We start from the raw sequence: 16,948 nt of genomic DNA, 5'->3' as shown, positions 1-16,948 counted from the left end.
GTCGACACGGCGACGAGAACCACCCCTGGAAATGAGCACGACTGTGACCGACCCTGAACCGCGGCGGCTGCGCGCCCCCGACCCCGCCGTCCTGGCGGCCGTGGAGAACGCCGTGCCGGCGATCACCCGGTCACGGGCGAGCGACCGGCTGGGCATGGCCCACGACGCCTCCCACTACCTGCTCACCCCGCAGGCCGTCCTGGTGCCCGAGAACGCGGGGCAGGTGGCCGCGCTGATGCGCACGGGCCTGCCCCTGACGTTCCGCTCCGGCGGCACCAGCCTCAGCGGGCAGGGGGTCAGCGAGCACCTGCTGGTCGACACCCGGCGGCACTTCCGCGACATCGAGGTGCTCGACGGCGGCGCCCGCGTGCGGGTGCAGCCGGGCGCCGTGCTGCGCCAGGTCAACGCCCGGCTCGCCCCGTACGGCCGCAAGCTGGGCCCCGACCCGGCCAGCGAGTCGGCGTGCACGATCGGCGGCGTCGTCGCCAACAACTCCAGCGGCATGACCTGCGGCACGCACGCCAACACGTACCAGACCCTGGAGTCGATGGTGCTGGTGCTGCCCAGCGGCACCGTCGTCGACACCGCCGCCCCCGACGCCGACGCCCGGCTGCGGGCGCTCGAACCCGAGCTGGCCGAGGGCCTGGAACGGCTGCGCGACCGCGTCCGCGGCGACGCCGGCTCGGTGCGCCGCATCACCGGGCAGTTCTCGTTGAAGAACACCATGGGGTACGGGCTCAACAGCTTCCTCGACCACACCTCGCCCGCGCAGATCCTCGCCCACCTGGTCATCGGCAGCGAGGGCACGCTCGCCTTCGTCGCCGAAGCGGTCCTGCGCACCGTCCCGGCGCACCGCCAGGCCGCCACCGGCCTGCTCATCCTGCCCACGCTGCGCGCCGCGACGGCGGCGCTGCCGCGGCTCGTCGCCGCCGGCCCCGCCGCCGTCGAGCTGCTGGACGCCGAGTCCCTGCGGGTGGCGCAGACCGACCCGCGGGCCGACGACGTCCTGCGCGCGCTGACCGTGGACCGGCACGCGGCGCTGCTCGTGGAGTGGCAGGAGTCGGACGTCGACGTGCTGGCCGAGCACGAGCGCGCGGCCGGGCAGGCGTTCGCCGAGCTGGAGCTCGCCGCCCCGGCGCGGCTGAGCAGGGACACCGGCGGCCGCGCCGCGCTGTGGCACATCCGCAAGGGGCTGTACGCCTCCGTCGCCGGGGCCCGCCCCAGCGGCACGACGGCCCTGCTGGAGGACGTCGCCGTCCCCGTGCCGGCCCTGGCCGACCTCTGCGACGACCTGACCGAGCTGTTCGCCAAGCACCACTACGAGCGCAGCGTCATCTTCGGCCACGCCAAAGACGGCAACCTGCACTTCATGCTCAACGAGCGCTTCGGCGCGGACCTGGAGCGCTACGCCGACTTCACCGAGGACATGGTCGCCGCCGTCCTCGACCGCGGCGGCACGCTCAAGGCCGAGCACGGCACCGGCCGCGTCATGGCGCCGTTCGTCCGCCGCCAGTACGGCGACGAGCTGTACGACGTGATGCGCGAGGTCAAACGGCTCTGCGACCCCGGCGGCACGCTCAACCCCGGCGTCGTCCTCACCGACGACCCGCGGGCCCACCTGCGTGACCTCAAGACCGTCGTCACCGTCGAGCCCGAGGTCGACCGGTGTGTCGAGTGCGGCTACTGCGAGCCCGTCTGCCCCAGCCGCGACCTCACCACCACCCCGCGCCAGCGCATCGTGCTGCGCCGCGAGCTCGCCGCCGCCCACGCCCGCGGGGACCACGCCCTCGCGCGGGAGCTGGAGGAGGAGTACGGCTACGACGCCGTCGACACCTGTGCCGTGGACGGCATGTGCGCAACGGCCTGCCCCGTCCTCATCAACACCGGAGACCTCACCAAGCGGCTGCGCGGCGAGCGGCACGGCCGCGCCGCGCAGGCGGGCTGGAAGGCCGCCGCCGATCACTGGGGCGCCGTGACGCGCACCCTCGACCTGGCGATGGACGTGGCCGGGGCCGCGCCGGCCGGGCTCGTCGAGGGCACCGCACGGGCCGCCCGCGCGGTCGCCGGGGCCGACGCCGTCCCCCAGTGGAGCCGCGACCTGCCCAAGGGCGGAACCCGGCGCAGGGCCGCACCCGCCGCCGGCGCCGACGCGGTCTACGTGCCGTCCTGCCTGAACACCCTGTTCGCCCCGGCGGACGGCGGGCCGGGCGTGATGGCCGCGCTGCTCAGGCTCGCCGAGCGGGCGGGCGTGCGGCTGCACGTGCCCACGGACATAGCGAGCCTGTGCTGCGGCACCCCGTGGTCGTCCAAGGGCTTCACCCGAGGCCACGACGTGATGGCCCGCCGCGTCCGCGACTCGCTCGCGGCGGCCACCGGCGGGGGAGGCATCCCGGTCGTCAGCGACGCCGCCTCCTGCACCGAGGGCTTCGAACGGCTCGCCGCCACGGCCTCGCCCGCCGCCCAGGTGCTCGACGCGGTGACGTTCGTGGCGGACCATGTGCTGCCGGGCCTGCCCGAAGGCCGCCGCCTGGCCTCGCTCGCCCTGCACCCCACCTGCTCCTCGACCCGGCTCGGCCTCGACGCGGCCATCCGCCGTGTCGCCGAGGCGGTCGCCGAGCAGGTCGTCGTCCCCGACGGCTGGCAGTGCTGCGCCTTCGCCGGCGACCGCGGCCTGCTCCACCCGGAGCTGACCGCCTCCGCCACCCGGGCCGAGGCCGCCTCGGTCACGAGCGGCGACTTCACCGCCCACGCCTCCGTCAACCGCACCTGCGAGCTGGGCCTGACCCGCGCCACCGGGAAGCCCTACCACCACCTCATCGAGCTTCTCGACCAGGTCACGGCATGACGCAGCCGCATGGTCACATTCCGAGGGTGCGGGCGCGCTGCCACCGGGGGTCGCGGTAGAGGACCACGTCGGTGCCGGCCAGCAGCTCGTCGGGGGCCGACAGCATGGTGATCTCGCCGTCGGCCTGGAGGGCCAGCAGCAGGTCGCGCACCCTCGGCCCCACCGGGAGGCGGCCCGCCTGGACGCCCAGCCCGGCGCGGACCGCGTCGGCCACCTCTGACAGGTGGAACGGCCCGTCGAAGCCCGCCACGACGTCCCGGACGACGCTCATCGTGATGAGCTGCTCGGCTTCGGTGTGGGCGAGCTGCCAGATGACCTGCTCGCGCCGCCGGCCGGTAGCGGCGCACGACGTGCAGCCCCGGGTCAGGCCCGGCGCGAACCCCGGCGCCACCTGCTCCTCCGCGGACCCCAGGCAGACGGTGCACTGCCCGGTCTCGGCGGCGTGCACCTCGGCGCTCATGCGGGTGGGCAGCTGCTCGCCGCAGTCGCAGACGTGGGCCTCACCCAGGATGGCGGCGGCGGGGGGAGTGATCGTGTGCTTCGTCATCGCCGCCGACTCTACCCGCGGCCCGCCCGGTCCGCGCCCGCCGTACGGCGCCTAGCCGCGGACGGAGGCCAGGCCGTGCAGGCGGCGGAGGGCCTTGCGGGCGGCGGCGGAGACGCGCTCGTCCGGGTGGTGGTCGATGAAGACCCGGAGCACCTGGGCCGTCCACGGATGGTCGCCCAGCGCGAACAGCGCGAGGGTCGCGGCCTGCTCCTCCGCGTCCATCCCCATCGCGATCGAGGCGATCACCTCGTCCGTCTCGCCGCCGAACTCCAGCAGCGTCGCCGCCATGTCCACCAGCGCCCACGCGATCTCCTCCGGCGGCGAGGGACGCTCGTCGCGGCCGAGCCGCGCGGCGATCACCGCGCCGAGCCGCGGCGTCTCCATCAGCCGGTCCAGCACCCGCCTTCCCTCGTCGCCGAAGTCCGTGGCCAGCAGCTCCACCCCGACGGCCCGGCTCAGCGGGCTGGCCGTGGCGAGCGCGGCGCCGACCTCCTCGGCCGCCTCGCCCCGGTCCTTGCCGGCCAGCCAGCCGGTGAGCTCCTCCAGCCGCTCCGGCTCCGGGTACGAGCGCAGGCCCAGCAGCAGCGCGGCGGCGTCCCGCGCCGCGAACGCTCCCATGACGGGAATGTCCTGCCCGGACGCCTCGCTGATCAGGCCCCTCGCCGCCCAGGACCCCAGGGGACTCAGCACGTACGGCTCCGCGTCGGCCGGGTCGCTCTCCGCCCTGCGTCCCCGCCTGCCGGTCACGGCGGGCTGCCCATCCTGTCCGGGCCGCCGGACCAGCCCCAGCGCGCCCAGGACGCCGGGCGGGCCGGCCAGCCGCTCGCGCCGCATGAACATGCGGACCAGCACCAGGAACACCTGCTCCTCGCGGGTGACGACGTCACGGCACACCTCGGCCCACGTCTGGAGCACCCGCCGGTCGTCCCCCTCCCGCAGCACCTCGGCCACCCGGGCCCCGGCAGCCTCGTCGAGCAGCGTCCCGGTCTCCGGGTCCCCGGCGGGAAGCGGCTCGTCGCCGGTACCGGTCCCGTCCGCCGGCTCCGCCGCGCGCAGCAGCGCAGCCGCCAGGGGAGTCGTCCGTACGGCCGCGGCCAGCTCGGTCTCGGAGGGCAGCCGGACCGGCGGCTGGAGGGGCAGCGTGTCGTCGTCGTTGGTGGCCACGGCACTCATCCTGACGGACCCGTGGCCCGCTGTGGCCACCGCCCCGCATCCGAACCGCCGGACGGGTGACGCCGTACCCGCCGGAAAGCGGCAGAGCGCCCACGCCGGCGCCGTCGTCGTGCTGTCGGACCGGCTCGCGAGGACCGGCTCGCGAGGACCGGCTCGCGAGGACCGGCTCGTGAGGACCGGCTCGTGAGGACCGGCTCGCGAGGACCGGCGTCCGCTGCCTCGGCACGGTCAGGGCCTCACGGGGACAGGCGGGCGCGCGCCTCCTCCACCTGGCGCAGCACGGCCCGGGCGCCGCTCTCCTCGGCGAGCGCGGCCGCCTCGCCGGCCAGCGCCGCGGCGTCCCCGAGCCGGCCCTCGTCCACGGCGACATGGACCAGGCCGACGAGGTTCGCGGCGACGCCGGCCAGGAACCCCGCCTCCCGGCGCAGCCGCGTCGACTCCTCCAGCCGCTCCCGCGCCTCGCCCAGGCGGCCCGCGACATGCGCGGCGATGCCCAGGTGACGCGCCGCGTAGGACGCGGTCAGCCCGTCGCCGGCGGCCACGGCCAGCTCGTACGAGCGCTCCAGCAGCGGAACCGCCGCGTCGTGGTCGCCCCGGACGACCTGGTGGTACGTACCGAGCCAGAACACCGCCTCGGCCTCGCCCCGCGCGTCGCCGAGCGAGCGGCGCAGCTCGGCGGCCCGCCGGAACAGCGGCAGCTCCTCAGGGTCCTCCTCACGGTCCCGCAGGTACCGGCCGTGCGCGGTCCGGCCGCGCGCCAGCGCGAGGTCCGCCTCGACCGCGTCGAGCTCCTGGTCCGCCTCGGCGAGGGCGCCGGCGTCGTCCCGGAAGACGGCGTCCTCGTAGAGCTCCCTCGCCCGCTCGATCCGGCTCTCCGCACCCATGACGCCGCCTTCCCTGCCATCGACCCTGTCATCGAACCTGTCGGACCCGGATTCGCACCGGGGTCATGGTAGATCCTCGCGCGGGCGGGTAGGCGGCGACCGTGAGCAGGGACGGATCAGAAGAGGCGACACTCGCGGCGCTGGCCGCGAACGTCGGGATAGCGGTGTCCAAGTTCGTGGCGTTCTTCTTCACGGGCTCGTCGGCGATGCTGGCGGAGGGCATCCACTCCACCGCGGACTCCGGCAACCAGTTGCTGCTGATGCTGGGCCGCAGGCAGTCGGCGCACAAACCCAGCCGGGCGCACCCGTTCGGCTACGGGGCCGTTCGTTACTTCTACGGCTTCCTGGTGTCCGTGGTGCTGTTCTTCGGCGGCGGCCTGTTCGCCCTGTACGAGGGGTACGAGAAGATCATCCACCCGCATCCGCTGGAGAGCTGGCCCTGGGCCATCGGCGTCCTGCTGGTGGCGATCGTCATGGAGGGACTGTCCCTGCGCACGGCCGTACGGCACTCCAACGAGGTGCGCGCCGGGCGGTCGTGGGCCCGGTTCGTCAAGGAGGCCAAGGCCCCCGAGCTGCCCGTGGTGCTGCTGGAGGACACCGCCGCGCTGGCCGGGCTGGCGTTCGCGCTCGCCGGCGTGACGCTGTCGCTCGTCACCGGCAACACCGCGTTCGACGGCATGGGGTCGGTGGCGATCGGCCTGCTCCTGGTCATCGTGTCGTTCACGCTGGCGCGGGAGACCAAGAGCATGATCATCGGCGAGGCCGCCTCGCCCGCGGTGCTGGGCGCGATCGAGGACGTCCTGCACAGCGACCCCTCGATCCGCTCGTTCACCGAGCTGCGGACGCTGCACCTCGGGCCCGACGACGTGCTCGTCGCCGCCCGCGTGATCATGCCCGCCGAGCAGGGCGTGAATGAGGCGTCGCGGGCCCTGGCCGACACCGAGCGGCGCATCCGCGACCGGGTCCCGCTCGCCACCACGATCTACCTGCAGCCGGCGGCCCCCTCCTGACCGCCGGCGCCCCGGCCGGGGGGTTGCGCCGGGCGTCCGCGCGCTGATCTGATCGAAGGGTGAGCGCTTACGACGCCGTCTACCGGCGCAGCATCGACGACCCCGAGGGCTTCTGGGCGGAGGCCGCCGCGGGCGTCGACTGGGACGTGCCGCCCGCGACCGTCTTCCGTGACGGCCGGTGGTTCCCCGACGGGCGGCTCAACACCTGCTTCAACGCCGTGGACCGGCACGTCCTGGCCGGCCACGGCGACCGCACGGCCCTGATCCACGACAGCCCCGTCACCGGCGCCGTGCGCGCCTACACCTACGCCGAGCTGCTCGACGAGGTGGCGCGGACCGCCGGGATGCTGCGCGACCTCGGCGTCGGCGCCGGCGACACCGTGGTCGTCTACATGCCGATGGTGCCCGAGGCCGTGATCGCGATGCTGGCCTGCGCGCGGCTCGGCGCCGTCCACTCCGTGGTGTTCGGCGGGTTCGCCGCCGCTGAGCTGGCCGTCCGCATCGACCACGCCCGCCCGGTCGTGGTGCTGTCGGCCTCGTGCGGCATCGAGCCGTCCCGCGTGGTCGCGTACAAGCCGCTGCTCGACGCCGCGCTGGAGCGGGCGGAGCACCGGCCGGCCCACTGCGTGATCCTGCGGCGTCCGCAGGAGCCCGCCACCCTGACCGAGGGCCGCGACCTCGACTGGGCCGCCACCGTGCGCGACTCCGAGCCCGCCGGCTGCGTGAGCGTCGCCGCGACCGACCCGCTGTACGTCCTCTACACCTCCGGCACCACCGGCGCCCCCAAGGGCGTCGTGCGCGACAACGGCGGCCATGCCGTCGCGCTGCACTGGAGCATGGGCAACGTGTTCGGCGCCGCGCCCGGCGAGGTGTTCTGGGCCGCCTCCGACGTCGGCTGGGTCGTGGGGCACTCCTACATCGTGTACGCGCCGCTGCTGGCGGGCTGCACGACTGTGCTGTACGAGGGCAAGCCGGTCGGCACGCCCGACCCGGGCGCGTTCTGGCGGGTGGTGGCCACGCACGCGGTGCGAACCCTGTTCACCGCGCCGACCGCGATCCGGGCCATCAAGAAGGAAGACCCCACCGGGGATTTCGCCAAAAAATGGGATTTGTCGAGTCTGCGGTATCTCTTCCTGGCCGGAGAGCGGCTCGACCCGAACACCTACCACTGGGCCTCCGGCCTGCTGGGCGTCCCCGTCATCGACCACTGGTGGCAGACCGAGACCGGCTGGCCCATCGCGGCCAACTGCGCGGGCCTCGGCCTGCTGCCCGTCAAGCCGGGCTCGCCGACCAAGCCCGTCCCCGGCTACGACGTGCGCATCCTCGACCCCGCCGGCGAGGAGTGCCCGCCCGGCGTGGAGGGCGCGGTCACCCTCCGCCTGCCGCTGCCGCCCGGCACGCTGCCGACCCTCTACCACGACGACGCCCGCTTCGCCGAGTCCTACCTGTCCCGCTACCCCGGCCACTACCTGACCGGCGACGGCGGCTACGTCGACGAGGACGGCTACCTGTTCGTCATGGGCCGCATCGACGACGTCATCAACGTCGCCGGCCACCGCCTGTCGACCGGGCAGATGGAGGAGGTCATCGCCTCCCACCCGGACGTGGCCGAGTGCGCGGTGATCGGCGTGGCCGACGACCTCAAGGGGGAGCTGCCGGTCGGGTTCGTGGTGCTCAAGGCGGGCGCGGACCGCGACCCGGCCGACGTCGAGCGAGAGGTCGCCGCCCTGGTGCGCGAGCGCATCGGCCCGGTCGCCGCCTTCCGCAGGACCGTGGTGGTCGGCCGCCTGCCCAAGACCCGCTCCGGCAAGATCCTGCGGGGCACCATGCGCGACATCGCGGCCGGGCGCCCCTACCGCGCGCCCTCCACGATCGAGGACCCGGCCGCGCTGGACGAGATCTCCGGCGCCCTCTGACCGGGCCCCCGGAAGGAACCGTCAGGGCTCCGACGGCAGCTCGACCGTGATGGTCAGGCCGCCCTCGTCGCGCGGCCGGGCCACCACCGTGCCCCGGTGCGCCTCCGAGATCACCCGCACGATCGACAGCCCCAGGCCGCTGCCCCGGTCCGAGCGCAGCCGGTCGCCGTGCAGCCGCCGGAACGGCTCGAAGATCGTCTCGATCTCGTACGACGGCACCTGCAGGCCCGTGTTGGCCACCACCAGCTCGACCCGCTCGGCCCGCTGCCGCGTCGTCACCCACACCTCGCCCTTGGGGTGGTTGTGCCGGATGGCGTTCTCCACGAGGTTCTGCACCAGCCGCTCCACCAGCACCGCCTCGCCCGTGGTCGGCGCGCTGTCGAGCAGCCGGTGGATCGTCACCTCGCGATCGGCCGCCTCGTCGGCCGCCAGGTCCAGCACGTGCTCGGCCACGTCCGTCAGGTCGAACGGCCGCCGGTCCAGCACCGCCTGCTCGCCCTCGGCCAGCGCCAGCAGCCCGTCGATGAGCCGCTCGTGGCGGGCGTTGACGAGCAGCAGCGACTCGCCGAGCCGCTTGACGTCGTCGGTGGCGTCGGGACGGCGCACCGCCACGTCCACCAGCGTCCGGTTGATGGTCAGCGGGGTGCGCAGCTCGTGGGAGGCGTTGGCGACGAAGCGCCGCTGGCCGTCGAAGGAGCGGGCCAGCCGGCCGAGCATGGTGTCGTAGGTGTCGGTCAGCTCCTTCAGCTCGTCGTGCGGGCCCTCGTACGCGATGCGCTCCGTCAGGTCGTGGTTCTGCGCGACCCGGCGCGCGTTCTCGGTGACCGCGGTCAACGGCCGCAGCACCCAGCCGGCGGCCCGCCAGCCACCGGCGAACGCGGCGCCCGCGGCGGCGAGCGCGGCCAGCGCGCCGATCGTGCGCACGTTGGCCAGGGTGTCGCGCTCGTAGACGGAGCGGACCTGCATGACCCGGTCACGGGCCACCTCGTAGTAGTCGTCGAACCGGTAGAACCCCCGGCCGCCCTGCACGTTGATGTACCTGGGCGTGATCAGGCCGTTGCGGTACTCCAGGCTCTGCCGCACGGTCAGGTAGAGGCCCGTCACCACGAGCGCGGACAGCAGGGCCGTGACCCCGGCGCAGGCCAGGGCGAAACGCAGGCGCATGCTCATGGGATGCGGTACCCCGCTCCCGGCACGGTCTCGATGACCTGGGGCTCGCCCAGCTTCTTGCGCAGCTTCATCATCGTCGTGCGGACGGTGTTGGTGAACGGGTCGATGTTCTCGTCCCACACCTTCTCCAGCAGCTCCTCGGCGGAGACGACGGCGCCCCCGGCGCGCAGCAGCTCGGCCAGCACCCCGAACTCCTTGCGCGCCAGCGGCACGTACCGGCCCCCGCGGAACACCTGCCGGTGCGCCCAGTCCAGCCGCACGCCGGCCCGCTCCAGCATCGGCGGGTCGGCCTTCCTGGCGCGGCGGCCGAGCGCGTGCACCCGCGCCACCAGCTCCTCGAACGCGAACGGCTTGGGCAGGTAGTCGTCGGCGCCCAGCGACAGCCCGGCCACGCGCGAGCGCACGTCGCCCGCGGCGGTGAGCATGAGCACCCGTACCAGCCAGCCCTCCTGGACCACGCGCGAGCACACGTCGTCGCCGTGCACCAGCGGCAGGTCCCGGTCGAGGATGAGCACGTCGTAGTCGTGCACGCCCAGCCGCTCCAGCGCGGCGTCACCGTCGTAGGCGACGTCCACCGCCAGCGCCTCCCCGCGTAACCCCTCCGCGATCGAGTCGGCGAGCATCCGCTCGTCCTCGGCGATCAGAACACGCACCTGTTGCCCCCATGTGACGCGAAAACCCCGGAAGTATCGCCCAACGGGCGTAACGCGGGCATAACCGAATTCGGTGATCCTCACGTTAGCGCTCGCCCGCTGGACTGCCTTCCCTATGGCCGGATCCGCCCGGTCCGTCCACGGGGAGGACACCCATGGCGACCGCGTTGGCGGCGTCCCTTCGCTCGCGCGTGCCCGGAGCGCCCGTCAGCGGGCGGCACCAGGGACATCTCCTCTTCTGCCTCGCCCTCATGCCGGCCGCCGCGCTCCGGGTGCTCGTCATGCTGGGGTACGACACCGCGCAGCTGTACTGGTACGACTCGTTCACCTACCTGGACACGGCCGTGCACATGCGCCCGCAGGGCGCCTTCCATCCGGCCGGGTACCCGTGGTTCCTGTGGCTGCTGCGGCCCTTCCACAGCGTGGAGCTGATCGCCGGCGTGCAGCACGCGATGGGTCTCGGCGTGGGCGTGATGATCTACGCGCTGCTGCGCCGCCGGTCGGTCCCCGGGTGGGGCGCCACCCTGGCGGCCGCCCCGGTGCTGTTCGACCCGTCGTTCCTGCGGCTGGAGCACGCGATCCTGTCCGACCTGCAGGTGATTTTCCTGCTGGTGGCGGCGCTGCTCGCGGTGATGTGGCGCGAGGAGGTCTCCACGCGCGCCGCCGCCCTCGCCGGCCTGCTCATCGCCCTGGCCGGCCTCACCCGCACGGCCGCGGCCCCGCTGCTCGGCGTCGTCGTCCTCCACCTCCTCCTCCGGCGGGCGGGCTGGAGGAGGGTCGCCGCGGCGGCCGTCGCCGGGACCCTGCCGCTGGTCGCGTACGCCGGCTGGTACGCCCAGCACCACGGCCGGTTCGCGCTCAGCGGCTCCGACGGCGTCGCGCTGTGGGCCCGCACGATGACGTTCGCCGACTGCTCGCTGATCCAGCCGCCGCCGGAGGAAGCCGTGCTCTGCCCGAACGGCACCGTGGCCGACGCCGCCTCCGAGTACGTGTGGGCCCCCGGCGCGTCGCTGAACCGGCTGCCCGGCGACCGGTTCTCCCACAACGACCTGGCCCGCTCCTTCGCGCTGCGCGCCATCGCCGCCCAGCCGCTCGACTACCTGCGGGAGGTGGCCCGCGACACGGCGCTCGCCTTCACCTGGGAGCCCGTGCGCCATCCCCGGCGGATGAACCCGACGACGTCCTTCCCGCGCGGCTCCTGGCCGCTGCCGGAGCGGCAGCCGCTGGTCGGCCAGGTCCGCCGGGAGTACGACACGGACATCCACGGCATGAGCTCCGTCGAGCCGTACGCCTCCGTCTTGGCCGCCTACCGCTATCCGTGGTTCCTGCACGGCACGGTCTTCGGCGTCGTCCTGCTGGCGGGCGGCCTCGGGGCGGCCGGCCTGGGGGAGGGCCGCCTCAGGCGGACCGCTCCCGGTGCGGCCGGTCGGGGAGAGGCGGAGCGCCGCCCGGCGGTCCTGCCCTGGGCGTTCGCGGTGTTCCTGCTGGTCGCCCCGGTGGCCGCGCTCGACTTCGACCACCGCTATGTGCTGCCCGCCGTCCCGGTGGCCTGCGTCGCCGCCGCGCTGGCGGTGACCCGGGCGGCCCGGACCCTCCGGACGAGGCGGAGGCGGCGGCTCAGCGGGGGCCGGTGAGGCGGACGTCGCCCTTGGCGGACAGCACGAACACCTGCCAGTTGTAGTACGCGTAGAAGCTGCGCGGATCGCGCCGCATCTGCCGGGCGTGCGCGAGGACCGCGTCCACGTAGTTGCCGGAGTGGTTGTAGGCGAACAGCGCGCGCCGGTAGTCGCCCGGAGCGCCCGACGCCTTCAGGTAGTTGGCCGCGCCGAGCACCGCGTCGCGCGCGTCGTGCACGTCGCCGCCCAGCCCGTACTGCCCCCACGTGGCCGGCATGAACTGCATCGGCCCCTGGGCCCCGGCCGAGCTGGACGAGGTGACCCGGCCGAACTTCGTCTCCACGAGCATGACCGCCGCCAGCACCTCCCACTCGACGCCGAACCGCTTCTCGGCCCGCGTCATGTAGCCGCGCAGCCGCTCGGCGGGCAGCGGCTCGGTCAGGCGCATCTGCTTGCGGCGGGCGGCGCTGATGGGGCGGGCCAGGGACAGGAGGCTGCCGACGGCCTTGGCGTTGTCGCGCGCCTCGGCGGCCAGCCGCGCCGGCAGCCGCTCGGCCGTGCGCCGGGCCAGCGCGGCGTCGCGGGCCAGCACCCGGTAGACGCGCTGCTGGTGCAGGGAGAGCAGCACGACGTCCTGGGGCGGGCGCTCCTGGCCGGCGCGGGTCCAGCGGTCGATCGCGGCGTACAGGGCGGTGCTGGTCTTCTCCAGGGCGGCGGCCAGCTCGGCCGGGTCGGTGGGGATGCTCGCGTCGGGTGCGGGCACGTCGGCGCCCGCCGCGGCGGGCGGGTCGTCCCCCCGCTCCTGGCCGGTGCCCGGCGCCGCCGGCTCGGGGGTGGCGCCCGGGGGAGCCTGCCGGGTGGCGCTCTGGGCCGGCGGACGGGGCGCCGCCGCCCCGTCCGCCACGCCGGCGCAACCGGCGAGGACGACGACGAGAGGTGCCGCGATCATGACGTGGGCGGATCTCATAACGTCCTACGGTAGCGCCCGGATGATCGCCGCGGCGTGACGCGACGCCGGGCGGGAGAAGCGCGGGGGTTCGCTTGGACTGTCCTTCGCGAGGCTGACATTCGGGCGGATTGTTCCGTAGTATCCGGACATCACGAGCGTTGGGGGCGCCAGGGTGCCAAGGCTGAGCGTGGGTGTGGTCGTCGAGCCGGGAGTACCCCCGGAGATCGCCGGAATGCTGCGCGCCAACGCCCCTCTGCTGACCCGCATCAGGTCGGGCTGGGTTCCGCCCGTCTCCGCGCCCGCGCCGCGCCGCCGCAGCCCCTCCAGCGTGGCGCTGCTCGCCACCACCCCCGTGGTGCTCGGGCTGATGGCCTGGCTGCTGGACACCCCGGCCGCGCCCGCCGGTTTCGTGCTGCTCGGCGCGTTCATGCTGGTCGTCCTCATCAAGACCACGACCATGGGCGAGCTGCCGGAGTACGACCGGCCGTACGAACGCGGCGTGTACGAGCAGGCGCGCCTGCACCACGGCCGGTTCCTGCTGCCCGTCGACTTCGACGAGGAGGCCCGCGCGGTGCTGGGCCGCGCCCAGCAGGCCATCGGCGGCGTGCTGCGCTCCCACGTCAACGCCGAGGGGCTGCTCGACGGCGCGCGCAACGGGGTGCTGCTGCCCGAGCAGGAGTGGGAGATCGCCCGGCTGCTCGCCAAGCTGTCGGCGCTGCGCTCCGAGCACCGGGAGCTGCTGGGCCGGGGTGTCGCCCCCGAGGTCGCGGCCGTGGTGGAGCCGCTGGAGCGGGCGCTCGCCACCAGCGAGGCGGCGGTGGTCGCGCGCGTCGAGGCGCTGGAACGCTACGCCCGTCACGTCGCCGACGCCGAGCGCGCCTACCACGCGCGCGAGCAGATCGAGGAGCTGCGGGCGCGCCTGCCGCGCTACGAGGAGCTGCTGGCCGAGTCGGGCGCCGACGCGTTGTCCGTCCCGGAGATCGAGCGTCTCGCCCAGGACGCCGACCAGCTCGAAAGCGTCTTACGCCGCAGCGTCAGCTCCGCCCACGAGGCCTTCCGCTACCTGGAAGGCTGACCCGACCCCCATACCCCGACCCCCCACGCCCGGCCCCCACACCCCGGCCCCCGACCCCCGGACCCGTGGTGAGACCCGCACCCCCGGGACACGGCCTGTCAGGCCGGCGGCGTCAGGCGTGCCAGTGGGCCGTCTCCAGCAGCACGTCGCACAGCGCGTCCGCCGCGTCCACGCGGCCCAGCTTGCGCGACGCCTCGGCCATGCCCGCGCGCAGCCCGGGGTCGGCCAGCAGCGGCATGAGCTCCGCCAGCAGCATGTCGGCCGTCGGGTGCGGCTCCAGCAGTGCCCGCGCCGCGCCGGCCGACATCAGGTAGCCGGCGTTCTTGCGCTGCTCGTCGCCGCCCGTCGGGATGAGCGGGACCAGGACCGACGGCTTGCCGATGGCCGTCAGCTCCGACACCGTCCCGGCGCCGCTGCGCGAGATCACCACGTCGGCCGCGGCGAACAGGTCGGCCAGCTCCGAGCCCACGTACGGCACCGGGTGGTAGCGCTCGGCCAGCTCCGGCGGCAGCTCGACGGCCCGCATCTCCTCGATCCAGGCCGGCCCGCACTGGTGCACCACCTGCGCGTGCGGCAGCAGCCGGGGCAGGATCTCGGCGAGCAGCGTGTTGATCTGCCTGCTGCCCTGCGCGCCGCCCGTCACGTAGATCATCGGCACCTCGAACGTCAGCCCGAACAGGTCGTACGCGGCGGCCCGCTTGCCCTGCAGCAGCTCCGGCCGGATTGGGTTGCCGGTCACCACGGCCCTGCCTCGCGCGGAGGCCGGCAGGTACTCCAGCGACGACTCGTGCGACAGCGCGATCCGCGTCGCCAGCCGGGCCAGGATCCGGTTGGCCAGGCCCACGACGGTGGTCTGCTCGTGCATGACCAGCGGCCGGCGGATCAGCTTGGCCGCCACGCCGATCGGCACCGCCACGTACCCGCCGGTCGAGAGCACCACGTCGGGCAGGTAGCGGGCCGCGTGCCCGATCGCCTGGGCCACGCCGACCGGGATGCGGAACACGTCGGCGATGTTGGTGCCGAGCTCACGCAGGTTGGGCCGGCGGCGCAGCTTTCCCGTGGTGATCGCCTTGAACGGGATGCCGTGCTCGGCGGTGATCCTGGCTTCCAGCCCGTTGGCGGTGCCCACCCAGAGCACGTCGTGCGGCACCTGGCGGCGCTGCACGGCCGTCAGGGTCGTCAGGGCGGGATAGGTGTGACCTCCGGTGCCGCCGCCGGTGATCAACAGTCGCAGGGTTCGTGACATGCGATCAGCGTATGGCCGTCCGGGCGGAACCCGTACTTTCACCCCCGCGTCCACGCGGGGGCGGCGTCGCTCCGCGCGCCGCAGGCCGGTAGCGTCATGCACATGCGACTCGGCGTGCTGGACATCGGCTCGAACACCGTCCATTTACTCGTCGTCGACGCCCACCGAGGCGCCCGGCCCATCCCCGCCTACTCCCACAAGGAGGAGCTGCGCCTGACCGAGCACCTCGACGAGCGCAACGAGCTGTCGGCCGAGGGCATCGAGCTGCTCGGCGCGTTCGTGGAGGAGGCCCTGCAACTGGCGGAGGACAAGGGCGTCGAGGACTTCGTGGCGTTCGCGACGTCGGCGGTGCGCGAGGCCGCGAACGGCGAGCAGGTGCTGGCCCGCATCGACGAGCGCTGCGGGGTGGACATCGAGGTGCTGTCCGGCCGCGACGAGGCCCGGCTGACGTTCCTGGCGGTGCGGCGCTGGTTCGGCTGGTCGTCGGGGCGGCTGCTGGCCTTCGACATCGGCGGCGGCTCGCTGGAGATCGCCGCGGGCGTGGACGAGGAGCCGGACGTGGCCGTGTCGCTGCCGCTGGGCGCCGGCCGGCTGACGCGCGACTGGTTCACCGCCGACCCGCCGCCGCCGGAGGAGGTGCGCGCGCTGCGCCGGCACGTCCGCGCGGAGATCGCCCGCACGGTCCGCGACGTGGTCCGGCACGGGGAGTCCACCTGCGCGGTGGCGACCTCCAAGACCTTCAAGCAGCTCGCCAGGGTGGCGGGGACGGCCCCGTCCAGCGAGGGGCCTTACGTCTCGCGCTCGCTGTCGCGCCAGGACCTGGCCCACTGGGCGGGCAAGCTGACGACCATGGACACGGCCTCGCGGGCCGCGCTGCCGGGCGTGTCGCCGGGCCGCGCCGCTCAGCTGGCCGCCGGGGCGCTGGTCGCCGACGCGGCGATGGACCTGTTCGAGGTCGAGCGCCTGGAAGTCTGCCCGTGGGCGCTGCGCGAGGGGGTCATCCTGCGCCGCCTGGACCATCTCCCCAGCCGCCGGGAGCTCCCGCCCTCCTGACCTGCGGCGTTCCCGAGGCCGGACGAGAGGGAGCAGGACGCCGTCGCCTCGCGGAAAGCCCGATCTATCCGGAACCGAAGGCTTAGAGCCCATTCAGCGGGGAAAGTTTGGCCGAATGTTGGCACTACTCGGCGCGATCGCCTCTCTGGCGATCACCTGCTCCCTCGTGTTCCTGGCGGTCCTGCTCATCTCGGTCGTGGTCCTGGTGACCCTCGGCCTCATGGCCGGGCTGACGGCCAGACGGTGGCCGGCGCCGGCCACCGGAGCGTCATAGCGAGTTGTCCGTGCCCCGCACGGCCTGGTGGGCGTGGTGGGCGGCGAGTCCCGAGTCGGGCATGAACGGCCGGGCCGCCGCCCCTGGCGCGAAGCGCAGCCGCTTCTCCAGGCACACCACGGCGCCCTTCTCGCGCCGGTTGGTGAAGCGGACGTCGTCGGCGAGCGCCCGCATGATCTGCAGGCCGCGGCCGCTCTCGGCGCTGTCGGACGCCTGGCTCACCTTGCGGGGATCGAATCCGCCGCCGGTGTCGATGACCTTGATCGTGCACAGGTCGTCGCGGACTCCTGCGCTCACCGTGTAGTCGTCGCTGGGCCCGGCGTGCCTGATCACGTTGGAGCACGCCTCGCTGAGCATGAGCTCGATGTCGTCGCGGATCTGCGGCTCCACGCCCAGAGTCTTGAGGCTGGCCTCGAGAATCTGTCTGATCAGGGGGACGCTCGCCGCATCCCTGGGCAAACGGAGCGCGATGGTTGCCTCCACTGTCTACCTCCCCGTCTGGATGCGTGCCTGGAGACCTGCCCGGGATCGTGGACC

Annotated in this window: 15 protein-coding genes; 7 read left to right on the top strand and 8 right to left on the bottom strand. The window is 74.2% G+C overall.

The features are described 5' to 3' along the window. Positions 1-43: 43 nt before the first annotated feature. Positions 44-2,845 (top strand): FAD-binding and (Fe-S)-binding domain-containing protein, encoded by a 2,802-nt coding sequence (locus tag MTP10_RS15730; RefSeq protein WP_310709993.1) that lies wholly within the window; start codon positions 44-46, stop codon positions 2,843-2,845. Positions 2,846-2,858: 13 nt separating this feature from the next. Here MTP10_RS15730 and MTP10_RS15725 read toward each other — a convergent pair whose 3' ends face one another. From MTP10_RS15725 to MTP10_RS15715, 3 genes are all read right to left on the bottom strand, one after another. Then, positions 2,859-3,392 carry a hypothetical protein gene (locus MTP10_RS15725; protein ID WP_310709990.1) on the bottom strand — a complete coding sequence of 178 codons (534 nt, stop codon included), beginning with the start codon at positions 3,390-3,392 and terminating at the stop codon, positions 2,859-2,861. A gap of 51 nt (positions 3,393-3,443) precedes the next feature. Continuing rightward, entirely contained in the window at positions 3,444-4,556 is a 1,113-nt protein-coding gene (locus MTP10_RS15720; RefSeq protein WP_310709989.1) for a hypothetical protein, read from the bottom strand. 245 nt (positions 4,557-4,801) lie between these two features. After that, complete coding sequence (locus MTP10_RS15715) at positions 4,802-5,449, bottom strand: tetratricopeptide repeat protein (RefSeq protein ID WP_310709987.1); 648 nt, start codon at positions 5,447-5,449, stop codon at positions 4,802-4,804. 101 nt (positions 5,450-5,550) lie between these two features. Here MTP10_RS15715 and MTP10_RS15710 point away from each other — a divergent pair, with 101 nt between their 5' ends. Together MTP10_RS15710 and MTP10_RS15705 are read left to right on the top strand one after the other, a co-directional pair. Continuing rightward, positions 5,551-6,459, top strand: coding sequence for a cation diffusion facilitator family transporter (locus tag MTP10_RS15710; RefSeq protein ID WP_310709985.1), 909 nt, complete (start codon positions 5,551-5,553; stop codon positions 6,457-6,459). Positions 6,460-6,518: 59 nt separating this feature from the next. Beyond that, positions 6,519-8,375: a propionyl-CoA synthetase gene (locus MTP10_RS15705; RefSeq protein ID WP_310709983.1), complete on the top strand. Its 1,857-nt coding sequence runs from the start codon at positions 6,519-6,521 to the stop codon at positions 8,373-8,375. A gap of 21 nt (positions 8,376-8,396) precedes the next feature. Here MTP10_RS15705 and MTP10_RS15700 read toward each other — a convergent pair whose 3' ends face one another. Then, positions 8,397-9,539: a HAMP domain-containing sensor histidine kinase gene (locus MTP10_RS15700; RefSeq protein ID WP_310709981.1), complete on the bottom strand. Its 1,143-nt coding sequence runs from the start codon at positions 9,537-9,539 to the stop codon at positions 8,397-8,399. Positions 9,540-9,541: 2 nt separating this feature from the next. Then, positions 9,542-10,198 (bottom strand): response regulator transcription factor, encoded by a 657-nt coding sequence (locus MTP10_RS15695; protein WP_310709980.1) that lies wholly within the window; start codon positions 10,196-10,198, stop codon positions 9,542-9,544. A 155-nt stretch (positions 10,199-10,353) separates the two neighbouring features. Here MTP10_RS15695 and MTP10_RS15690 point away from each other — a divergent pair, with 155 nt between their 5' ends. Continuing rightward, the gene (locus MTP10_RS15690; protein WP_310709978.1) at positions 10,354-11,832 is read left to right on the top strand and encodes a hypothetical protein; all 1,479 of its coding nucleotides are present in this window, start codon (positions 10,354-10,356) and stop codon (positions 11,830-11,832) included. On the opposite strand, the gene MTP10_RS15685 is transcribed toward MTP10_RS15690, so the two are convergent. After that, positions 11,816-12,781 (bottom strand): transglycosylase SLT domain-containing protein, encoded by a 966-nt coding sequence (locus tag MTP10_RS15685; RefSeq protein ID WP_310709976.1) that lies wholly within the window; start codon positions 12,779-12,781, stop codon positions 11,816-11,818. The two genes, MTP10_RS15690 and MTP10_RS15685, sit on opposite strands and share 17 nt — an antisense overlap. 169 nt (positions 12,782-12,950) lie before the next feature. On the opposite strand from MTP10_RS15685, the gene MTP10_RS15680 reads away from it, so the two are divergent. Further along, the gene (locus MTP10_RS15680) at positions 12,951-13,838 is read left to right on the top strand and encodes a hypothetical protein (protein ID WP_310709975.1); all 888 of its coding nucleotides are present in this window, start codon (positions 12,951-12,953) and stop codon (positions 13,836-13,838) included. Positions 13,839-13,950: 112 nt separating this feature from the next. Here MTP10_RS15680 and MTP10_RS15675 read toward each other — a convergent pair whose 3' ends face one another. Beyond that, on the bottom strand, positions 13,951-15,084 hold the full coding sequence (locus MTP10_RS15675; protein ID WP_310709973.1) for a UDP-N-acetylglucosamine--N-acetylmuramyl-(pentapeptide) pyrophosphoryl-undecaprenol N-acetylglucosamine transferase: 1,134 nt from the start codon (positions 15,082-15,084) through the stop codon (positions 13,951-13,953). A gap of 102 nt (positions 15,085-15,186) precedes the next feature. Between MTP10_RS15675 and MTP10_RS15670 the strand changes: the two genes are divergently transcribed. Together MTP10_RS15670 and MTP10_RS15665 are read left to right on the top strand one after the other, a co-directional pair. Further along, positions 15,187-16,137 (top strand): Ppx/GppA phosphatase family protein, encoded by a 951-nt coding sequence (locus MTP10_RS15670; RefSeq protein ID WP_310709972.1) that lies wholly within the window; start codon positions 15,187-15,189, stop codon positions 16,135-16,137. 115 nt (positions 16,138-16,252) lie between these two features. Continuing rightward, entirely contained in the window at positions 16,253-16,411 is a 159-nt protein-coding gene (locus MTP10_RS15665; RefSeq protein WP_310709970.1) for a hypothetical protein, read from the top strand. Here the strand turns inward: MTP10_RS15665 and MTP10_RS15660 are convergent. Further along, on the bottom strand, positions 16,406-16,894 hold the full coding sequence (locus MTP10_RS15660; RefSeq protein ID WP_310709968.1) for an ATP-binding protein: 489 nt from the start codon (positions 16,892-16,894) through the stop codon (positions 16,406-16,408). The two genes, MTP10_RS15665 and MTP10_RS15660, sit on opposite strands and share 6 nt — an antisense overlap. Positions 16,895-16,948: the final 54 nt, after the last annotated feature.

Source organism: Nonomuraea sp. 3-1Str, assembly GCF_031570565.1.
Taxonomy (GTDB): domain Bacteria; phylum Actinomycetota; class Actinomycetes; order Streptosporangiales; family Streptosporangiaceae; genus Nonomuraea.
The sequence above is the reverse complement of the archived record's forward strand: the minus strand, read 5'-3'. Positions and strand labels throughout refer to the sequence as shown.